The following is a 22,086-nucleotide window of genomic DNA, read 5'->3' on the forward strand; positions in this document are numbered from 1 at the left end:
TGATTGTTCAGGAGATTACTTGGAAAGATCGTAGTAGTAATCTCCGATACGCGCCTGGTTAGGAAACCATCCGCTGACTCTTGTTGAGCGGACGTGATAGCTATGCATCAAATACATCGGTATTCCAACAACAGCTTCAATTATCTTCTCCTGTATTTCTCTGTAAAGTTCTTCTCGAACAGAGATATCCACTGTTGACCTGGCCGCGTCAATATCCTCATCCACATTGGCTGCAGCCCATTCTCGATAGGCCTGCCCTCGAAGTATGGCGTATGTACCCTGACTTGAGTAGAAAGGAACTACATAATTGTCGGGGTCACAGTAATCGTGCATCCAACTTGCCATAACTACCGGAATCCAACCGCTGTGTTGTGCCTGCAATAAACTTGGCCATTGCAGCGAGATAGTCTCAACTCTGAACAAAGGGTTGAGCGATCCTATGAAGTAGGCGAGCATTTCCATCGCGTTCTCTCGAACGTTGTTTCCGCTATTATAAACCAGCTGCATCTTGAATCCCTTTTCCCACACTTCCCCGCCAAAAGCTAGTTTGAACGCCTGTACTGCCTTCGAAAGATTGAATTCTGCAAGGGGGAGCGTTTCATCGTACCCTAGAAATCCTCTAGGTAGAGCCGTGGGGATCATTTCTCCCATACCGAGCACAGAATCGATAAATGTAACTCCATCGTATGCATAAGAGAAGGCTTTTCGGATGTTGATATCCGAGAAGAAATCCGGTGGAATTCCATTTCCATCTAGCTTGCCGCTCCCAATATAAGGACTTGAGTCATTTACTTCCCTGTTGAATATGATCTCGCTTACCCTAGTACTTGGATATATTTCTACTTTGCACTTTCCTTCCGCCTGAAGCTCGAGCGCCTCCGCAAGCCCAATGTCTACTATATCTGCAGTACCCTCTGACAACTCGTTCTTCCTTTTGTTGTGATCGGGTTCGCTCCTGATTATTACCCGGTCTATTGATGGGCTCCCTCTCCAATAGTCTTCAAAACTCTCCAGAACTATTCCCTCTCCCTGTTGGTTCCATGTGACAAGTTTGTACGGTCCCGATCCGGCTTCAGCTAATGATAAGGGTGAAACTGCCGATTCCGAATACCATCGCCACCAGCTGTCAGCGTTGCCATCCCACGCTCCGTTATTCTTTGCCCATTTCGAGTCGATAATGGCACCAGCGGGACTGAAGTGAACTATCATGCTTAGAAACGGAGCAAAAGACTTTCCAAGATTGAAGACTATGTTTTCACCTTCAGTGGTGATAATCTTACCTACTACATCTTCGTAAAAGCCGATGAGTTTCTGCTTAGCAAAAGCCGATACAGGTTCTCCAGATGAATCGAGAGCTTCGGAGATCGTCATTTTAGAATAATCTCTGAACCAATCATCCAGGATTACAAACCTTCCACCAGACAACGCTTCTACTAAAACCCAATTTGCATTTTCTCCATATGCGAGAAGACCTCTTTCAAAGGAATATTTTATGTCTTCAGGCGTTAAGTCGTTACCCGTGTGAAACTTTACGTCTTGCCTAATTGGGAAGGTGTATACTTCTCCATTTTGGCTTATAAGACCGTTGTCAACTGAAGGGACTTCGGTGGATATCATAGGAAGATAATTGGTGAGCGATTCATGATCATACATTATGAGGTTGTCATACACATTATTTACGACTTCAATTTCATAGCCAGACATATAATACATATGTGGGTCTAAGGTTTCTACAGAATAATAGGACCTAAGAACCGATAGCTGCGATTCACTGGCAGAAAAGGTGAAACTCCACTCAACCGGTTCAGAGAAAGTCCCATTGTTGTCCTGTGCCCTAACATCGAAGGTATGTTCTCCCTCCGAATAACCATTCCACGTATAACTCGTGTTAAGCCCGTGGTTAGTCCAACTTCCCTCGTCTTTTCTGTACTCGTATAAGGTAATGTTCCCGTCGGAATCGTCTCCGGCCCAGCTGAAAGTGACGCTACTCTGGTTTATCGTTCCGGATGGGCCGCTCAACTTGTTGATCACAGGTACTCTATTGATCGTTATTCTGAATGTCGATTCATCAGTACCACCTTTATTGTCCGCTACTCTAACAATTACCGTCTTCGTTCCGGCATCTGTGCATGTAGCTGTGTAGGTGTAAGTAGATCCCGCTATGTTTCCCACTCCGGATACTAGAGTGTATGTGAAGGTGTCGAGTGTATCCGGGTCTGTCGTGTAGTCAAGAAGGTTGAGAACGAGGGTCTCGCCTTCATCTATTGTCTGGTCCGGTATGTCCAATACAGGGGGTCTGTTTACGTCGGTTACACTTATGGTAAAAGTAGAGGTCGCTTCTCCATCCTTTCCATCGTTTGCGCTTATACTTACCTCGAAATCTATACTCTCGGCTGCCGGGTCGTACTCTCTAACCTTTTTCAGTACATCGTAATCAGGAGTGTAGGTATATGTCGCACCGGTTATCTCTCCAACTCCGGATACTAGAGTAAAGGTTAGATCGTCTTCATCGGGGTCATCCGCATAGTCGTTTAGGTTGAGGGTAAGGGTCTCCCCTTCGTTCATCGTCTGGTCCCGTATGTCCAGCATAGGGGGTCTGTTAACATCGTTTACCGTTATTTTGAATGTGTCTTCTGCTGACTTATCCTTTGCATTCGTTACTCTTATCTTCACCTCTTTCTGGCCGGAGTCATCAAATGTCGGGGTGTATCTGTAATCGCTCCCCACTATCTCTCCAACTCCGGATACTATTGTGAAGGCGAGGGAGTTCTTGTCTTTGTCTTCGGCGTATTGTTTTAGGTCGAACTGAAGTACCTGTCCTTCATCTACTGTCTTATCAGGTATGGTCAGTTTTGGTGGTTTGTCAATGGTAGGACAGCCAAGAAGGAGAAAGATAATCGAAAAGAGAAACACGAATAAACAGACAGACAGAAGCTTGTTCTTCATTACCCCACCTCCATTAGCGAGGCCTCGCACTCGAAGTAAGCACGTGAAGACTCAGGCAATATACAGAAAGAAGTGCAATGCACTCATACGACTAATATAACAGATGTTACATTTCTAGCAAAGCTGAAAAACTATATTGATCATCGTCTCTCAAGACTTATTAGGGCGTGATCGATGTAACATATAATACAAAACAAGGTCTAGTACGATTCCCCTTTTGGCCCCTGATGCTCAATCTTCGAGTCTCGCGCGCATAAAGGCATCTTCGGGTCCGGCGATGGGTATCGGGATGATTTTGGAGATCGTGTCCATGGAGACGCTTGCGAGATTTGCCATCTGTTCCAGGGGTACGGTGATCGATTTGGCTCCGTTTTCGGCGAGCATTGTTACTCTGTCGACGAAGGACAGTGTGGTCTTGAGGCTCCCCGTTATCGTCATATCTCCTATTATCCCCAATCCCTTCTTCAGAGTGTTTTTATGGATGGCAGAGAGTATGGAGACGAAGATGGCGACGGTTATGTCATCGCCCACTTCACTGCCTATCATAGGGGTTATCTGTACTGCTATGTCGTAGTCTTTCAAAGCCGAGTTGGAGGGCAGGTATTTACGCTGGTTAGAGCCTATGCAGGAGACCGTGGTCTTGAGCGCTTCCTTCGCTTTTGTCCCGCCGCCGCTTATGTTTTGCTTTCCCGAACCGGGAACGACTATCGTTTCGACCTTCAGGAGAGACGTCTTTCCTCCGGCTATCGAGACTGTGTAAACAACCCCAGGAGGCAGCGGATCCTGCGAGATGAGAGCCTTGCTCCCTCCCTCGTTCACGGATACATAGGTTTCCTTCTTGCTCTCCTTGTCTATGTACGAAAAGTTCGTGTCCCAGAACTCGAGCCCTCCCAGCTTCTTCAGCTGCTCCTTGACCCTCCTCCTGCATTCTATGGAGAAGGCCAGGACTTCTTCTATCGCTTCTTTCGTGTACTCCCCATCTGGGTAAAGCAGTTTCAACAAGCCGGATACAGTCTTTCGGACCGCCTTCTCGTCTCTTCTATTAAGCTGGCTTCCTAAATTGAAGTACGTATCTGGCGCGGTTACCGCGGAGGTTCCCCTTAAGGACCTCATAACCTCGGAGAAGTAGTCTATTGCGAAACCGAAGTGATCGGTGAAGAGTTCGGCTCTTAATTTCTCCACTTCCCAGCCCGGAAGGTAGGCGTGGATTCGGTCCAATAAGGCGGTGTCCTGCATCTCCACGGGGAATGGCTCAAATAGATGAGACATCTTCAACAGAGTCTGAACGTCGTCGTTAATGTTTCCGTTGAAGACTATGCCCGCTTCGGCAACTACTTCTACCTTTCTTGCAAATGAGCCGGCCTCCATAAAGTCTTTAAGCATCTGCAGCGCCTGTTTGTCCTTGAACTGTATGCCGGCAACTTCATCGAAGGCGATCAGATCCCACTCTCCTACGAGGCCGACCTTTCGTGTGGCTATGTTGTAGAAAAGCTGGGCGACTGTAGTGTTACCGCCGGAGAGAAGGAAGGAATAAGGCGAGATTTCTCTGTAGATGTACGACTTGCCGGTAGCCCTCGGTCCGAGTTCCACGAGGTTGTAGTTTTTCTCCACGAGAGGGACGAGCCTGAGTAGCTGGAAGAGCTTCTGCCTCTCGTCCATCTTCTTCGGCTCCAATCCTATAGAGCGGATTATGAGATCGGTCCACTCGCCCACCGTGAACTCACTCCGTCTACCCACAAACTGGTCTTTAATGAAGTTACTGAGCTGTATGGGGTGAATCTTCTCTACTACGAAGGGCCTTCCGGGGTAGGTGTTGTGGTCGTATATAAGGTCGATTATCGCCCACATACCACCGAGCAGCATTTTAGGGTGTTCCTTAACCAGTTCGTCAGTTATTACCCCGTTCTTTATACTCAGATTCTGCAGTCCCGCCACGTACTCGTTCTGCCTTATGTCTAGCCAGGCATCTACTCTGTCGATCACCCTGAAGAAACCCTTGTCCCTCAGCTGCATCTTCACCAGTTCTGCCATATCCGGTCTTAAGAAGTGTTTCTCCAGTATCTCCCTGACGTTTTCAACGCCCTTTATGTCCTTGGGATCGGACAGGTCGGCGTATGTTCCAAGCAGGTGCTCCAGGACGTATGAAGGAACGTTATAGCCTATCTTCAAGTTCCTAACGAGCGACTTCTTTATCACATACTCGGGATATATTTTGAGCACTTTCAGATCAAGGGCATCCAGCTCCACTTTTCTCTCCCCCTATCAGAAGATTCGCTCTCTTGTGGGCAGATATTCACACTCTACCCAGTCCATAAGAGTACCGTCTTCCAAATCTCTAACTTCTATCTTGAAGGTATCGCCGCTCTTCGCATTTATCTTCACAGTTTGGCTGATCTGATCATCGACGGGCTCCTCCACCTCGAACTTCTCGCCCAGGCACTGTATATACACCCTCGGAGCGATACCGAACAGGTCGATTTCAGTGAAGAGGAAGACTTCGAAGTGATCCTTCTGTACGACTTTCAATCGGTCTTTATTTCCAATCTTCACTCTCTTTTTCTTCTCTCCGACAATCGGCGTTATGACGATGAGAGGAATTACCACTTCCTGGTGAGTTATCCCTCCGTGCCAGAAGTGGCCGCCGTAGTCTTTGAATACGTTCCCGCTGTTGGCGTAGAGTATGAAGCTGCTGCCAGCCTGTTCGTATTTGCCTTCATCTGGTTTGGTGCTGTTAAGGCTGTACCTCACCCCGGATGAGTAGCTGAGCGTCTTATCCTGTTTGACGGTCTCTCCGGGCACGGGAAGGTAGAAGCCGTGATCGCTCGTGAAGTGTACTTCGTAACCGTCCCTCAGTAGTTTGTCGGCCTTTTCAGACAGTTTCGTCATTATGCTGCCATAGAATTCTATAAGCGCTTCGTGGCCCAATGAATCTATATCCCCCGTCTTCATAACCAGCTTTTCCGAGGCAGGAGGATCGGCGTCTATATCGAATATCTCAACTCCAGGTACTAGCTCTTTCAGGTTGTCCTCTCTGGCTGTAACGCTGTCCAGTGTCTTGCCGGTTTTCTTGTCCACGATGAGGACTTTTCTGTCCTTCAGGATCTTTTCAATATCACCAGAGGAGAAAAGAGACCCCATTCCCACGGGTGTTTCCGTCGGTGTCACCGCCAGTATAGGTCTTCTTTCGATCTTCACCTTGCTCTTCATTTCAAGATCACAGGCAAGCTCATATCTGAGCGCATCTACTACGATTACCGCCTTCTTGCCCTCGCCTTCAAGTATTCTGTACAGGAGGCCTGCCTGTTCGGACTGAATTGCAGGATCGTAATGGCTCTTCCAGTGATTGGATACCACCTTCATTATCTGAGTTACTTTTTCCACAGCTCGGACTTTCAGTCTGTCTGGAAGATGTGAGCTCCTGAGCTTTCTGTCTAGAGAGTCGTATTTCCAGAGAGTGTGACCGTAAACCGAGAGGAAGCTCTCCAGCGAGCCTATGCCCGAGAGGTCGGGCTCTTCCAGGAGTGGCTCGAGCCAGAGGAGTTCTTCCCAGTAGACTCCTGCATCTCTGTCTTCAACTCTCTTCTTTCTCTTTCTGGTCCGCTCTTTCGCGAACTCAATCGCCTGTGTGGCATCTTCTTCCTGCAAGAGAGCCTCTACTCTTCTCTCGAATATCTCTCGCTCTATAACAGTGAAGGGGTGTCTGTAATCGTCTTCGAAGAGGCCTATGTGTGCGATAAGTTCCTCTCTGTGGCTCTTGGAGAATTTCTCTGCGTGAAGGTGAAGACTCTCTTCCCACTCGCTCAGTCCCGTCCAGTCCCTGTAGTATTCGTAAAGCTCATCGCCAGGTTTGTTCTTGTAGGAGGCCTCGAGTATCTTCTCGGCTATAAGGTTTGCCGCTTCTTCGGGTGTGGAAGAGGCCGTCAGTTTCAAATCGAAGGTTGCATTAGCAAAATGAGTGAAGATAAACTCCCTCTCCGCTTCCGACAGACTCGAGGCATAGCTGCTGTCGCTCAACAGCTCCCAGAGGCTTTCCTTAACTATCTTGCTTATATTCTCCAAGCCGCGTTTCTTCAGGGCCTGCCACCAGTCTTCAGATTTCGGCAAACCGTATCTCACAAGAGAGACCAGGAAGTCCTTCTTGAAGTCTTTTCGGTCAATCCTCAATTCACTCAGCAGGTTTATTGCAGATACAAGCTCTCCATTTCCCCTGTCCCAGTACTCCGCGAGATATACGAGATCTTTCTCCGAGCGGTTGGCTATATATACGATTACTTTTCTTCCCGATTGGACAAGACTCTCCGCCTCTAGCATAGTGAGAAACTCCCGCTCGAAATCCTTTAACGTGAGGCAGTGCCAGCCCTGATCCTCGAAGTAAGTGAGGCTATCGCCCAGTAAGAGATCGGAGTCTTTCAACACTACTGGAATTGAGGAGTCCAGCTTCTCCAGTCTTTTCAGTACGATGTCCAGTAAGTACATAGAGCGCTCCTTTTAATTCCATTGACCAGAGTTATACTCTGAAAAGCTCGAAGGCCAGATTAACCAGTTTTTCCGTTCTTTGCTCGATATCTTCAATAGTCCAGTTTTCTTTGTCTCGCAGATCACTGTTAAGGAAGAGCCCGTTCTTGTAGCCTATGTAATTTCCTCTAGTGTCTTTCCTATCCCTCTTTTTCTCGAATGAGTATGTGGAAAGGTATTGGTTGTACCCTGTCAAAGTGAGATTTCCCAGTCTGTGTACCCACTGATCTTGCAACAACTTGGCATTTTCCTTATCCCCACCTGCGACAGATTTCACCCAGGAATCGGGTATGTTCTCGCCTTTTGGGAATATGTGCTCGATAGTCCAAATTAGATTGTTGTTGTTGTCTCTTTCCCAGAAGTTAGGCTTGTTCTCCCGTGTAAAACGAGATTCCTCGATCTTCGTCAGGATGAACCTTGTCGCTTCCGGGTTGTCATAGATATCTCCGGCGAGCATCTCTCTAAAGCGTTCATCAGGGGCAAATCTCTTCCTGTCTGTCAGAAAATCCTTTATTGTTTGCATACTAAAAGATTCTTTTTGTGACTCGCAGAAGTCTATTGCGTCTATGAATATCTTGTCTAGATCGCGTGTTCCGGGAAAGTCCGTTATGTTCCTCCTTATGAAATACTTCACCAGCAGTTCCGATGCTTTTACTATTAGATCCTCTTTTTCACCGTGTTCGGAGAGGAGGTACAGCAGCAGAGTATAACCGGGTGCGCCTCCAACGTTCTGGAGGTCGAATAGGTGATTTCTAAATTCCTCGCCATTTCTGGACTCGAAAGAAACAGAGAAGCGACCGTAAATTTCGGCCTTCTGGACCAGTTCCTGCAACGTCTTATCTGGGTTTTTCTCTATGAGAGTTTCGTATATGGTTATTAGCTTAGATTTAGTCGCTTTGGAGATTCCCGGAAAGCGTACTTCTTCTCTGTATCTGAAGGCGTTGTAGTATTGTCTCAAGAACCTCTCCTGATCTCTGTATTCAGGAATATGAGTTATTATCCTGTTCCAACGATTAAAAGCATCATCTACTTCCATCACGTTAGTTCGTTCTAATTCGGCAAGCATCTTGTTTTTTATTATGTCCATAGGAGACAGCGGTATTCCCCTGTTATTTAGGCTTTCAAATAGGGTGAAAGCGTCGGCGTGATTCGCCACTTCGATCTTCACCATACTTGCCGAATTCAGTCGGTCGAGAAAATCAGTTACTTGCCCTTCCGATTCCTCTTTCAATTTGCTCTGAAAATACCTGAATGCCGTGTATATTCTTCTGTTTCCGGCAAATGGAGCTCTGTCATTGGTTGATTGAATTATTCCGTTTTCACTGAGAAGAGAAAGGTAGTCGGAATAGTTCTTGTTCTGAAAAGAAGGTATAACCCTGGGAGTTCTCCTGTCCTCGGGTTTCTGCACGAGACGGTTCTCTAGGTTCATTATAGTATTAAGGTTTTTCAGATTCGTTTTAGAGTAACGTTGGTCGTCAGTTCGCATATCGCTCCCTTCTTTGAGCCGAGCAAATACAACCAGATAAAGAATTGAGATTGTTAGCAATCTCTGTTGGCCGTCGATAATTTCGAGCGGTTTGACGTCCAGTGCGTCAACTCCCTTGTCTATGCAGATTATAGAACCGAGAAAGTGGTCCTGATTCTCGTAGATGTCATCGTACAAGTTATCCCATTCCCGTTTGCCCCAAACATACTCCCTCTGGTACTTCGGAATCTCATATCTTATCTTTCCGTCGATGGCAAATAGCGCCGATATTTTATAGTTTGCTGCCGACTGAATCATCGTTCACCACTCCACTTTCAGCATTTTGTCCATAAGCTTCTTGCTGAGGACGTCGAATTTTAGCAGCCCTTTATTCTGGAGAGGCGCTATGTTTTTGGCGACGCCTCCATCCACTTCCGGGAGATAGCTCCCGTCAAGCAGCTCGCCGAGGGCTTCTGAGAATCTCTCCAGTTCGGCCAGTCTCTCCATTAGCTTTTCTCTGTTCTTTTCGTCCAGTTCGGTGGCCAGCGTGTTTTCAAGTGTCCTCTTAACACCACCCAGGTACTTCGATCTCAGAAGAAGAAGCTTGTCGTAGCTCCAGCTGTGATGGAGGACGAAAAAGTTCACGCTCCCCTTATCCGATGCAAGCTGCCAGATTATTGGTCGGCTCATATACCTTTTGGAGTGATCCTTGAAGAAGCTCTTCAGCAGGTATTCCTCCAGTCTCTTGCCCAGCAGGTTTTCTACTTCGTTATACGTGTCTCCTATGCCTAGCTCGCGCCATTTCTCGACTATCCTGGTAACGATGGAGGTCTCTCCCGTGTCTGTGGATAATGACAGTATCCCGTCGTTGTCCTCTCGCATTATATCTAGCGTTATCGCCTGTATGTGTTCAGAGATAACGTCCTTAACCGCCTCTTCAGGAAGGGCATCAATTTTCGACAGCTCTTCCACCACCGTTACGGGGCTGACTTTCAGAGTCCCGGCCAGTTCCTCGACTATTCCGAACTCCATCCCCGTTATAGCCTCGCTCTTACCGGAGCCTCTATCGTGTCTATGTTTCAGATACAGCTTCTTCAGTGTCTTTCTCTCGTCTTCTCTCAGGTCTCTGGCAAAGTACGCGCCGACGGGCACGCCTTCGGATTCGAGGACCTCGAGAACGGCAGCGTAGAGGTCAGAAGAGCCGTCCTGCGTCCTTCGCCCCAAATCGTGGACCCGTCCTTCGTTAAGAGCAGAAGGCGCATCTTCCGTGAGCGACCCCAAGAGCCCGGATTGTGCAATCACATCTGAAAGTGTTAGGTCTTCGGGCAGGAGTTCGTAGAGCTTCAATACAAGTTCGTCGTTCACCGCCTCGTTTATTAGCAGTCTTGCCTCTAGCTCTGCCTTATGAATGAAGAACTTCTTCAGGGCGTCTTTTACCCTCACTTGCCTGCCCTCTTCTCTTAACTCCTTCAACCCCCAGGAGAGGGGATCGTGTTTGAAGTCACGTTCCATAACGTGGAAGCCATATAGCTCTTTCTTTATCTCGATGCAGTCCTGCGCTAGAGAGGAGAGAGTGACCGAGTTTAGAGTGGAGAGTGGAGAGTGGGTCGAGAGAACACCGAGAAGGTCGCGGATTTCTTCAGGGCTTAAGGCTTTACTCCCCAAGGCTGATAGATCGGGGATGGGTGTTTTCTTTACGTCTTCTACCTGTTTATTTGTAGTAGGATTTTCTATTTGTAAGATGCCGCTGAAGACTCTCGAAAGCATAACTCCCATAAGTCTTTCAGAACTAATCTTATCCGAAAAGACAGCACTAACAGCAGAATCAAATATATGATTTGACGGAAACAGTCTTACTGTTGGAATCCCAGATGTAACTCTCTGTATAGTCAGCCCCTCTCTGAAGTAGTATGACTCGTTTGTTACTTTCCATCCTAGACTATTTTGGCCATACTGTTTTATCGTCTCAAACTTGATTGCATCCCCATCGTTTTCCCAGTTCACTAGCCACCATAGGTTTCCGTACCACTTGTTGTAAGGTCCGCCTTTGGCGTAGGGTACCCATCTCTTTCTATCAGTCTTGTAATCAACGGAAATGTCTTGCTGCCTTACTTCCCACCAGAACCTTAAGAATCTATCATTATTTCCTGTCCTCATTCCTAGAAGGACAAGAGCATACTTCTTTAGCGGCTTGTACTTACTGAATAGCTCCCTTATCCTATCGCTTATCCAGTAAACGAAGGGATAGCCCGGGATCTTCTTGAACTCGGACTGGTTAAGAAGATGAGCATATGTGCATTCTTCCCCCATCCGTATAGCTTCAACGGCTTCTCTTAACGCTTCCCTCTTGGCCTTCGCGCTTCCCCTTTCGAACTTCACCAGATTGAAGAATATACAATCATCGCTGTCAGGTGGCGCCTTTCTCAGCACAATAACGGCAGTATCCACAAGAGCCTCGCTGAAGACGCCCCCAAGTCCGAAGTGCACAAAATCCACCAATTGATTCTTGTTCAGTATCCACTTTCTTGTCTCATCATAACTGGATATGAACATATACGTCTGGGGAGTTATCATACCGACATAACCGCCTTCATCGACGAAATCGGCACATCTCTTAATGAAAGCCGCATACAGGTTCTTGTCGAAGCCCTTGAATCTGTCCTTAAGGAATTTCTTGTAGTTGTCAGTCATATCCGACGAATCGAGATAGGGAGGGTTGGCTATCACCACATCGTACTTCTGAATCAGAAGTTCGGCAAAATTCATCCCCTGTTCTATGTACTCGCCGTACTCCCTGTTCGAAGATACCGCTCCTTTTATGTCTTCCAGGACTTTTATCTCCGTCTCGCTCCAGGCCTCTTCACTGAAGAACATCACATCGCTCTTCTTGCGCTTCTCCTTGAGCCTTTCCAGCTCCCCGGTTATATCTAGGAGAGAGCCGACGGCGCTGGCATCCTTCAATTGGCTCCATATAAGGTCTATGAAGTCCTGCACCGTGGTATCGCTCCTGTACTTGTTTCTCACGGCTGTGAGTTCAAGGGAATCGGAAAGGTGGAAGTCGGCCGATACGACGTTCATAGTGTACTTCCGCTTACGCCTGTCAAGTGTCCTGGCCTTAAGGTATAGGGAGAGGATCGTCAGCTGTGCAGCCCTGTCGTCGAGATCGATTCCGTAGAGGTTGTTCTTCAGGATAAGCGATGAAATCTCATCACTGTTGTACTCTCTCTCTCGGTACATCTTACTGAGCAGCTCGAAGGAATAAAGGAGGAAGTTGCCGCTCCCGCAGGCCGGGTCAAGTATCTTGATTTCTTCAAGCTTCTTTGGCTCCCTTTCCCTTTTAAGTTGCTCTTTTTGAATGGGTATCTCTATCTCGTCATACAGTGGGGAATCGGGATACATCTCTAGGTAGTACCTACCAAGAGTGTTGTCTACGATGTGTTTGACAACCCAACTAGGTGTGTACTGCTGCGACTGGTAATGAACGTTAGACTGGTCTATCTTGGCCTTACTCTCTTTCAATTGCCGCCTTTCGGCGATGTTGTAATACTGGTAAATCCAGCCTATTATGTCGTCCTTGAGCCATTCCTCTGACGCTATGGAGTTTATAAGGTCAATAACGGTCACCGTGTCGTTTGGTCGCGGGAGAAAGCCGTAACGACTGCCGTTATACAGTTGGGGCAGCTCCTGCGATAGAGTCTGGAAGATTTCCTCCAGTATGGTGTTTATTCCCTGGCCCGGTTCGCCGTTTGCCCGCGGATTTCTGCTGAGATACAGGAAATGAGCCTCGCTCTTCCCACCGGTGTCTATGTTCTTGGTGACATACGTCCGCTCGATCAACCCTCTTGCTTCCATTACTTTCAGTCCCACGAGCCTGTTTAGAGTGGTGAATGAGGCCTCTTGCACGAACTTCTTTCTCGCTTCTTTTGCTCCGAGCTGTTTCTCATCTGCCATTATTATGGGAAGTATCCGGCTTCGCAGCTCTTCGAAGCCTGCCACGGAGTTTCCCGTATCATTACTCTCTGTAATGCCGCACTGTTTCAAAAGTAGGGGGTACGATCGCTCCAGAGTCTCACGAATCTGTATTATCGTCTTTTCGAGATCGGCCATATCAGTCCTCCAGCTCTATCTCTAGCTCGGTGTCTTCGGAAACGGAGAGTCTTTCCAACTTGTTTTTGAGTTCACCATAGGTGAGCTTTCTCTTCAGTCTCAGTCTCTTTGGCTGTACTTCAGGCTCTTTCCCTGTACCGTTCGACTCTTCAGGTGATTTTTCTCGCATAAAACCGTCGAAGGAGTCTTCAAGGCTTTCCAGCCTGTGCGCGAAGTCTGTTATGTAAAGCCTGGCTTCATTGAGACCCGTGTGGCACTTCTCGCACTTTATGGAGAACTGTATCTCAAGCTCTCCGCAAGGGGCGTTGGGTCTTCTGAACCAGTCTTGATCTCCCGCTCTCTTTCCCAGTGCGTTTTTCTCTTCCTGTATAGAATCGAGATACTTGTTTATCTTCTCCAGCCATTCATCTCTCTCATCGTGAATGGGGTTGAAGTAGCTCTTGTAGGTGTTGCGCAGTCTCTCGAAGATGCTGTCGAGATCGGTGCCGAAGGAGGCTATGCTTGGCAGAGTGTCCTTGTACTCTTTCAAGAGCGAGGAGAGCTCTTCGCTCTGCTCCTTCTCGAAGGCGTTTTTGGAGATTTCACCCTCCAGCTCGTTGAGGAAGACCTTCTGCTTACGTATGAGCTCGTAGTTCTTCTCGAGAAACTTTTCCGTCTTATCGGCAGTTTCCTTCAGCTCTCGTATCGAATCCCTTTCACGAAGAAAGACGTCAAGACAGTCGTTATCGCCACCGGTGAGAATGTTTAGCATCGTTCTAATCGTGTCGAGGTTCCACCTAACCTCTGCACCGAGTTCTTCCATCCTTTTCTTCAGTACATTCATTCTCTTGTCAAGATGTTTCATCGCCTCGAGCGCCCGGGAAATGAATTCGCTCCTCGGCGACTGTAACGACAGCCTCCCGTCATCCAGCAGCGGGTTTATGATGTCCATAAGATATTGCTTGTCGGATGGGTTTAGCACCACACTGCGACGTATACGGGCCTTCTTGAATTCGCTCACGCTTTTCAACGCTTTATGGACCTCCGCCTTACCGTAAGAGTCTGAATTGTTCACCATTATCTTTCCACCACGTATGAGACAGGCAACTGAATAGATTATCGTTTCCGGGGTCCAGCCGTAAGGAGCGAGCGAGAACTTCTCGAGCAGAATTTCACCCGTTTGATCTTCTCCCAGAGAGGCTATTACAGGTGAGATGATCTTGTGTGTCTCGATCAGGTCTCCATTGTCGTTGAAGACTCTGTGGTCGTCATCTACCTTAAGGGTTTTCAGCGTGTTCTGCGGTCTTGTCAATGCCCCTTCTATATCCTTGCTCGTGGCGGTCGTGAAGGTGATTTCGGTGTAATGGCCGGGTATGACTTTTTCCTTGAGGAGGTCCTTGAGTTCGTTTATAAGGCTGGAGGTGGGTTTTAGCTCGCCTTCGTAAAGAAGCTGTCCCGAGTCTATTGCCTTTCGCAGCTCCCGGCCTAGTTCGTTTCTCTTATCGTTCATTATCTTGCCGTATTTGGTGAGGATCTCGTGTATGCCTTCTCCCGTCTTCTTCGTTCTGAAGGAGTTCAGTGAAGCGTCCAGGCTTTTTATCTCCCTGGCTAGATCACCTATTGTCTCGTTTATCTCAGGGATCACATAGACCGTATCGCGATGGTTCATAGACTCGAATTCGAGACCTTCCACATCGACACCGGTAAATGAGGCGATGCGCACCTGGAGACCCTTCTTCTTGCCACCGATTGCTGCGTTATCCAGGTACCATTCTATGGGAATGTAGGGGCCTTCTCCGTAACGGATTTCCTTGTAGTTGAAGATGTTCAGCAGTTGACGGACTATCTCTTCGTTTCTCTTGGGTATGTCTATTACGGTGTTCTCCATCTCTGCTATGAAGTCCCTCTCGAGATCGGTTACGAGCGTTATCTCTCCGTTGTAACGGGTAACGTATCTCGCCTTCTCCAGGTAGTCAAGGGCATCTTTGACTTCCTTAGTCAGCTCGTATTGTTTGTCGAAGATGTTCTTGCAAAGCATACGGGTTATTACAGTCTCGCTAGCGCCTATCTTATTGAGGTTTTTCAGTATATGGAGAGTCTTGAGTATGTCCGAGGCCTTCACGTTCTTCCCCCTGTACTGGTCGGCGCTATACACGAGATGGGTTACTCCCGAACCGAAGAAGGAGGGGCCCAAAGCGTCGAAGAGATCTGTGGCGCTCACTATCCGGCCGAACTCTTCGTCTTTCAGATTCTTCAGTATTGAATCGACGAGGAAGATGAACTTGCGGGCCGTAGCCTGGTAATATGTCGAGCCGATCGTGTTCTGCACTAGATCGGGGAGTAGCTGGAACTGGTATGGATGGAACGGGTAGTAAGTCATAAGATCGTCTTTTGTTTCGGTCTTTCTGTAATTTCCGTTCGTGTCGCTGAGGGTCGTTATGTTCCCCTGGTTTTCACGCATCGTCTTTTCGAACAGGGGCTCTGCCTCTCTCTTTTTCTTCAGCAGTCTTTCGCGGGCCACCTCATCCACGTTCTCGGATGTGAGATCGAGCCTCACTTCGAACCGGTCTGTCAGTTTGCCAAGCTTCCGCTTGTCGAAGTCTCTGTTGGCTATCAGCTGGTCGAGCTTTTCCTGTGAGGTCACTATTAGCCTTACCGAGCCCTTTCCCTTCGAGGCGAAGGCCTCTGCGACTCCTTGCAGGGCAAGTATTCTGTCTTCGTTATCTTTGAGGGATATCACGTACTGCCCGATTTCATCGACTATGAATACGAGTCTCTTTCCCGTCTCTCTCGTGTAGTCGACGCAGTGTTCGGCAAGAACGCTCGGGGAAAGATTATCGTATTTGTTTACCGCAGATTTCAGAAATTCACTCGCTTCATCCGCGGTGTAATCAAGCCTTTCCGTCATAGCCTTTACAGCGTGGCGACGGAATTCACCGACATTTTGAGCCACCTTCGAGTAGTCGTTTCCGCCCTGCTCTATGTAATTGCGTACCTCTTCGAGGTGTCCGAATGTATCTAGTTCATACTCCATTACCGCTACGTTAGGGAATGAGGAGTAGCCACAGGTCTCGAGAAACTTCTTGAAGATAGATTGCTGTATCGTCTCCATATTGAGAGAGCTGTCTGCCGTCATTTCAAACATAACGACGGTACTCGCTATGCTGTTCAGCGCCCTTATGTTTCCCTTTATGAATTCCGGGTTCGAACAGTTGCTCAATCTCTCGTTGAAGAGTTCTCGGGCCGTTATTCCCTTGGGCAGGGTGTGATTGGTGAGCAAATACCCGAGTATCTTCGCGAAGTAGGACTTTCCCGAACCGAAGAAGCCGGAGATCCACACTCCTATCCTGTCAGTAGAGAGAAGCTTGTAGTTCGTCAGGAAGGCTTCAAGATGCTTCTCTATCTGGTGGGTGACTATGTACTGGGAGATTTCTTTCTCTTCGACAGCGAGATCCTGCTCACCGGCCTTTATTACGAGAGGGACTTCGTCGTCTATGTTTATCCTAAGAAGCTCTTTTATCTTCATTCCCCTTACCCCCTAGTCCTTCTATCTCAAATTACCAGCGCCCTGTAAACCGAAGTGGTGTGTCTTCCATCCAGAAATGTCAGTATGTGTTCCTTCCTCTTTCCCGGATAGATAAATAGAACGGGATTGACGAGTTTACCCGTCACTTCCTCTATTAACGGATTCAGACCGAAGAAGCCGTTGAGTATGCCCAGCCTGTGTATAACCGTTAGAGAGCTTTCCTGTGAGGCCTTCACTATGCGCTCTGTCATATTTGAGTGCAGGAGATGAGCGAAGTCTTTTATGCAGGACTTGCCAAGGAAGGAGAAGTCATCTGCTAGGTTGTCCATCCCATAACTGGTGGCCGTCTCCGAAAGGACGCTTCCCAGATTCAGCAGCTTCAACTTGCCCTCAAAGCGTATCTTAAGCTCCCGGATGGCTATCGTTTCTTCTTTGGGAGAGACTATGAGTACCACAGCCTTCGAGCCTTCGGTTTCACTCGTAAGTGAATCTACCCTTTCGAGCTTTTCCGAGAGTATGTTCAGCTTCTCTGAAAGAGAAAGGTTATTCTTCAAGTGCATCCGGCAGCTCCTCGAAATCTACTTTAGGTTCCAGTCTCACTATGTTTCCGGCCATAGCGAATTCTATTACTCCGGAAGCGTTCATTTCCGCCAGGTAAGAGACCAGATCCCTCTCGTCCAGGAGAAGGCATTTGAAATCATCCGAGTGCAGGATCTTAGAAGGTCCCATTCCCGAGTTGAAGAGGAAGTATAACACGGCCATAACGCTCTTCTTAGTTGGGCGGAAGTAGTTCAGGTCTATGTTTTTTCCATTCGCACTCGCCATTCCGAGTTTGGTGGTTATGGCGAGGTAAATGGTTACCCTCTTGTCCGACATATATGCGGTAAAGCCTTTTTTCTTTATGATGTAATCTATGACGTCTTCACGAAGCAGAAAGGCAGCCCCTTTATGATAAGCCGGAAATACTTGCTCGACTGTGATTGCCCTCACCAGCTCGTCTCTCTCGCAGTTCTTCCAGAATAAAAGCTCTCTCTTCGTCTGCGTGTCGATACTCTCGGAAGTCATTATGCGCGCGAAGACTTTCAGAGCTTCAGGCGAGAAACCCTTCACGTAGTCTGAAATGAGCCAGCTTGCCATTCTTTTTCTGTATTCACCAGAACTGATTCGAAACGGGTCGTCCGAGACAAGATGACGTTTTATCTCCTCTGCGCTCCTTCCCTTCATAACTTCGGCCATTATGTAAACGACATTATCCAAATGGTCAAACGCTCTGTTAAGGTGTGTTTTTGAGTTTGGCGGCATATAGCAGATCCTCCACGTTAGGTAAATAGATTATAACAACGTGACTGTCATTTCGCCAAGTGCAAAGTCTGCTGCTCAATTGTAACGTCATCTGATCTCAAGTTGATACTGACTCTCTTGAGTAGATTCAATTATGATGCATTACGCTGACCATAAGACCTGTCTCTCACGCTATAATCGCAGCATTCTGCTTCTCTAGATTCAAATGGATTTGTCGCAGGTTTTTCCAATACACATAGATGATTGCTGAGTGTAAAGCAGACTTGAGACAGCGGGCTCCTGAGGACGAATTAAATTACCCTGTATACTCCTCTCAGGCATCTTAAACTTCCAAGAAGTATCGAAATCCCCATTTGAATAGGCACTAACGCTCTCAGCCATTTGATCAAACAAAAGGCGTATCAAACATTGAATCTAGGAAATCATAACTACAAATCACTACCTGGATAAGAAGACTTTCGAAGACGAGTGATTATCTTTTTCGGGAAACGGAGTAAATGATTGTATCTTTTACTATTAGATTTCATCTACATGAAAATAGGTGAATTTCACCTGAGCTTGGTGTTTGGAGTTCTGAATCTATAAAATGATGAATGATATGCGCAGACCGGTCTTCTGAAAGCAAGAAGAGCCTATTCGATTTTCTGAACTCTCGATGAATGAGGAGTGATTAAGGATCTCCAGGCAAATGACGGAGTGATTTAAGATCTCTAGGCATCGGATTCTTTATTCGGCCGAATTCATTTAATCAGTCCTGCTTTCGAAAAACCACTCTGGATGGTTAGATGGTCGTTCTTCTCTTAAGGAATTCCGGGCTCTGCTAAAGGAGGTGATCCTATGTGAGGCTAGAAATCAGAAACAGCCGAACACAAAGCAAATAAGGAGGGAGAAGAGATGAAATCCAACTGTGTCATTTTCCGAAGCACTGGGAGAGTTATTAAGGCAATTAGTTGTAACAAAACTTAAAGGATCTTTAAGTATTTGGAATCGGGGTTTCTTTGTGATTATGATTTGTCCAGTCGGAGTTCTATGCTCCGATTCTGTAAGAAAAAACTCAAAACGAAAGAAGGTGTGGAAAATGGCAAGAGGAAAAAAAGGATCTCCTGGAAGAGATCCGAAAAGGTACAAAGGATATTTTACCCAAAGAGATTCTAGCACAGGAAGATTCGTTAGCTCCTATCGTGATCGTTTCCGTAACATTTCCTCGGAGGAAAGAGCTCACAGGGAGGACCACAGGATTATGAACGAGATCTACGACAGGAATCGCGATTCCTATCTAAATGTAGTTGAAGAAAGGAGAGAACTAATTGAGAGTCTCGAGATCTAATACCCCATCTATTTTCAGAGTGAAGAAGCAAAGAAACTTCGTGGCGATCGACAAGAGTTTCCTTAACGACGCTTCTCTTTCATGCAAGGCGAAAGGGCTTCTCGCCTTCTTTCTTTCCAAACCCGATGACTGGGAGTTTCGGCTCTCCGAGATCAGGAGGAATTTTAAAGATGGAAAGGAAAGTATAAGAAAGGGAATCGAAGAACTGCAGAAGGCCGGTTATGTGAAAAAGGTGAAGTTGCGCGGAACGAAGGGCAAGTTCGACGGAGTGAGGTATCTGATCTACGAAACCCCTTATTTGAGCGAGGTTCACCCGCAATCCGATTTCCCGACTTCGGGAAAACCGAAAGCGGATAATCCGGCAGCGGAAAACCCGTCACTACTAAATAATGATATTACTAAGGATACTTCGTATCGTGCAGACACGAGTGAAGATATGTCCAAGTGGGGAAAAAAAGACTTCATTAAGAAAACTGCAAGTCTGATCAAAGAGAGATTGGGAATCGAGGACAATTACAAGCTAGCGGCTGCGCTGGATACAGTCGTTGGCCTTCCCGATCCATTCAAATTCATCACGTTCAGAAACCTTTCGGAACTGGTCGACTATCTTCCCGAAGAAGCGTACGAGAAGAAAGAGAAACTGAAACCGGTGAGGAGATTCAGGAAAGCGTAGCTTTTGAAAAGATGTAAGAGGCCAGAGGGAAGAGGTGAGAAGAGCAATTGGATCTGCCTTTCTAACCTCTAGCCTCATACCTCTCACATCTGTCCGATCTTTGACTGGAGGTTTTACTGTGAATTACATAGAACTGATTAACAATTTCTGGATATCAAATAAGATTCATAAGTTCAACTCTCTCGAGACGTCTCTTTATTTCTTCATACTCGACTATGCGAACAACGCTAGATGGCCCGAGAGTTTCATAGTTCCAAACGGGATAGTTCAGAGTGTTTTCTCCTGCACCAGGGACCAACTCATAAGGGCAAGGAGGAAACTGTGTAAATTCGGTCTGTTGGCGTATGAAACGGGTGACCGACATAACCCGGGAAAATACACAATAATTGCGCACCCGACACCTACCCGTGACCTACCCGAGGTCGACACAAGACCTACTCTAGACACACCACCCTGCGATCTTACGAAAGCGTCTGTTCATGAACAAGAGAATAGCGTCATTAAAGATGAGACCATACCCGAGACTTACTCTAGGCCTACTGGAGACCTCCCGGAGGCCTACCCGACGCCTGCTAGTAATATAAACAAAACTAAACTAAAGAAAAGTAAAGTAAACAAAACAAGAGAAAAAAACATTCTTTCTCCTTACGGAGAAACGAAAGCTTTGCTTTCGCAATCAACGGAAAAAGAGGTTAAGAATGGAGAGAAAGAAGAGATTTCTGAAGTCACAAAAGCCTCTCTTGTGCAAACGGAGTTGGAGAATGATTCGCAAGAGCCCCTTCACGGAGATACTCCTCCCGGCGAAATGGCCGTTTCCGGAATCAAATCGAACGGGAAGGAGCCTTTGCGTCAAGGCGAAGGCGGACCTCCGGAAGAAGTCCCGGCTGAAAGCTGTTTAGTCGTTCCGCCGTTCAAGATGAACGATCGGGATGGGGAAGATGGAGAGCAAGAGGATTTCTCCTATCTCGACTCCTGTTCGAGGTACGAGAGAGACGTAATGGAGACATGGGAGGCGATAATAGGGCCCTTCGAGAGGGAGTGGATTCCTCTCCTGAGAGAAGCCCTCAATAAATGCTACCCCTCACAGATAAAGACTGCGATTATCGCTATGGACAGATCAAAACACGAGGTCCTCGAAGAGATAGGCTTTGAATATCTTATGCAGCCTCTTCTAAGGGGCGCATTCGGAAGGAGAGCGAATAGAAATGGAAGAAAAGATTGGAGCGATTCTGGATCGTTTAGAGATCCTATCGAAAAGTTCAAGAACCCCGCAAGAGAAAAGCCCAAAACACTCGAAGAACTCCTCAAATACACGGTTTAGCAAAGACGAGGCGATAGAAGAGTGCATGAGGAACTGTCCCGGCCCGGAGAAGTGCCCTTACGGGGGATATATAGTCTACGCCAGCGAAGACCCACGTTACAGCGACCTCATGTACGAGTGCTCGATATACAGAGAATTCAGAAGGGTAAAGGAGAACATGGAGAGGCTGATAAAAGTCCTTCCCAAAGGACTGTGGGAGAGAAGACTGGACAACTTCATCCCCGAAGACGGAGTGACCGAAAGGGCGCTCGACCTCTCGAAGAAATACGTGAGACACAGGGCGTGGAAGATAGGATCGAACTTCATCCTTCTCGGAGGCTACGGCACCGGAAAGACTCACCTCGCTGCCGGCATAGCGATAGAGGCTGTCAATATGGGAGATACGGTAGCCTTCATAACCGCTCCCTCCTTGAAGATCGGAGACTTCAAGACGGTCTCCGAGAAGATACAGGAGTGTTCGGGGGTTGACCTTCTCGTTATCGACGACCTCAGCAACGAGACGGAGAACAAGATGACAACAGACAAGATATTCGAACTGATAAACCACAGGTATGAACAGGGAGCGGGAACTATAATAACCTCCAACCTGAACTTAACTGATTTCGATTCAACCGTGGGGGCAAGGATCTTCAACAGACTGGGCGAGAGGACTGCGATCATGCGGCTGGAAGGAGTCAAGTCCTACCGCGAGAAGAAGAGGGAGAGGTATGTGGCATGGACGAGAGATGAGTTCCAAGATGCAAGTTCCAAGTTGCAAGAAGAGCGAAAAGAAGATTAAGAGCAGTTCCAAGATGCAAGTTCCAAGTTGCAAGAAGAGAAAAAAGAAGATTAAGAGCAGTCCCAAGATGCAGGTTCTCAGTTGCAAGAAAGAAGAACTGTACAACAGAAGGGATCTGGAACTGTTCATGAGCCTAGCTCCGCTGAA

Annotated in this window: 12 protein-coding genes; 4 read left to right on the top strand and 8 right to left on the bottom strand. The window is 47.3% G+C overall.

Annotated elements, in window-relative coordinates; all coding sequences use genetic code 11:
* Positions 1-15 precede the first annotated feature (15 nt).
* From RJ60_RS04155 to RJ60_RS04190, 8 genes are all read right to left on the bottom strand, one after another.
* Positions 16-2,946 carry an ABC transporter substrate-binding protein gene (locus RJ60_RS04155; protein WP_180979900.1) on the bottom strand — a complete coding sequence of 977 codons (2,931 nt, stop codon included), beginning with the start codon at positions 2,944-2,946 and terminating at the stop codon, positions 16-18.
* A 231-nt stretch (positions 2,947-3,177) separates the two neighbouring features.
* Entirely contained in the window at positions 3,178-5,193 is a 2,016-nt protein-coding gene (gene brxL / locus RJ60_RS04160; RefSeq protein WP_103134077.1) for a protease Lon-related BREX system protein BrxL, read from the bottom strand.
* A gap of 15 nt (positions 5,194-5,208) precedes the next feature.
* A complete protein-coding gene (locus RJ60_RS04165; protein WP_103134078.1) occupies positions 5,209-7,422 on the bottom strand; it encodes a PglZ domain-containing protein in 2,214 nt (737 codons plus the stop codon).
* 31 nt (positions 7,423-7,453) lie between these two features.
* Positions 7,454-9,244, bottom strand: coding sequence for a DUF262 domain-containing protein (locus RJ60_RS04170; RefSeq protein ID WP_103134079.1), 1,791 nt, complete (start codon positions 9,242-9,244; stop codon positions 7,454-7,456).
* A gap of 3 nt (positions 9,245-9,247) precedes the next feature.
* Positions 9,248-13,033: a BREX-1 system adenine-specific DNA-methyltransferase PglX gene (gene pglX / locus RJ60_RS04175; RefSeq protein ID WP_103134080.1), complete on the bottom strand. Its 3,786-nt coding sequence runs from the start codon at positions 13,031-13,033 to the stop codon at positions 9,248-9,250.
* Position 13,034: 1 nt separating this feature from the next.
* Complete coding sequence (gene brxC, locus RJ60_RS04180) at positions 13,035-16,538, bottom strand: BREX system P-loop protein BrxC (protein ID WP_103134081.1); 3,504 nt, start codon at positions 16,536-16,538, stop codon at positions 13,035-13,037.
* A gap of 26 nt (positions 16,539-16,564) precedes the next feature.
* Entirely contained in the window at positions 16,565-17,098 is a 534-nt protein-coding gene (locus RJ60_RS04185; protein ID WP_103134082.1) for a BREX protein BrxB domain-containing protein, read from the bottom strand.
* Positions 17,082-17,840 (bottom strand): hypothetical protein, encoded by a 759-nt coding sequence (locus tag RJ60_RS04190; protein WP_103134083.1) that lies wholly within the window; start codon positions 17,838-17,840, stop codon positions 17,082-17,084. Before RJ60_RS04190 ends, RJ60_RS04185 begins: the two co-directional genes overlap by 17 nt.
* A 1,078-nt stretch (positions 17,841-18,918) precedes the next feature.
* Between RJ60_RS04190 and RJ60_RS04195 the strand changes: the two genes are divergently transcribed.
* The 4 genes from RJ60_RS04195 (at position 18,919) to RJ60_RS04210 (ending at position 21,939) form a co-directional block, all read left to right on the top strand.
* Positions 18,919-19,167, top strand: coding sequence for a hypothetical protein (locus RJ60_RS04195; RefSeq protein ID WP_103134084.1), 249 nt, complete (start codon positions 18,919-18,921; stop codon positions 19,165-19,167).
* Positions 19,148-19,840 carry a hypothetical protein gene (locus RJ60_RS04200; RefSeq protein ID WP_103134085.1) on the top strand — a complete coding sequence of 231 codons (693 nt, stop codon included), beginning with the start codon at positions 19,148-19,150 and terminating at the stop codon, positions 19,838-19,840. Before RJ60_RS04195 ends, RJ60_RS04200 begins: the two co-directional genes overlap by 20 nt.
* A 118-nt stretch (positions 19,841-19,958) precedes the next feature.
* A complete protein-coding gene (locus tag RJ60_RS04205) occupies positions 19,959-21,161 on the top strand; it encodes a hypothetical protein (protein WP_103134086.1) in 1,203 nt (400 codons plus the stop codon).
* 25 nt (positions 21,162-21,186) lie between these two features.
* Positions 21,187-21,939, top strand: coding sequence for an ATP-binding protein (locus RJ60_RS04210; protein WP_103134087.1), 753 nt, complete (start codon positions 21,187-21,189; stop codon positions 21,937-21,939).
* The last annotated feature ends 147 nt before the right edge of the window (positions 21,940-22,086 follow it).

It is taken from the genome of Mesotoga sp. B105.6.4 (genome assembly GCF_002896535.1).
GTDB lineage: Bacteria > Thermotogota > Thermotogae > Petrotogales > Kosmotogaceae > Mesotoga.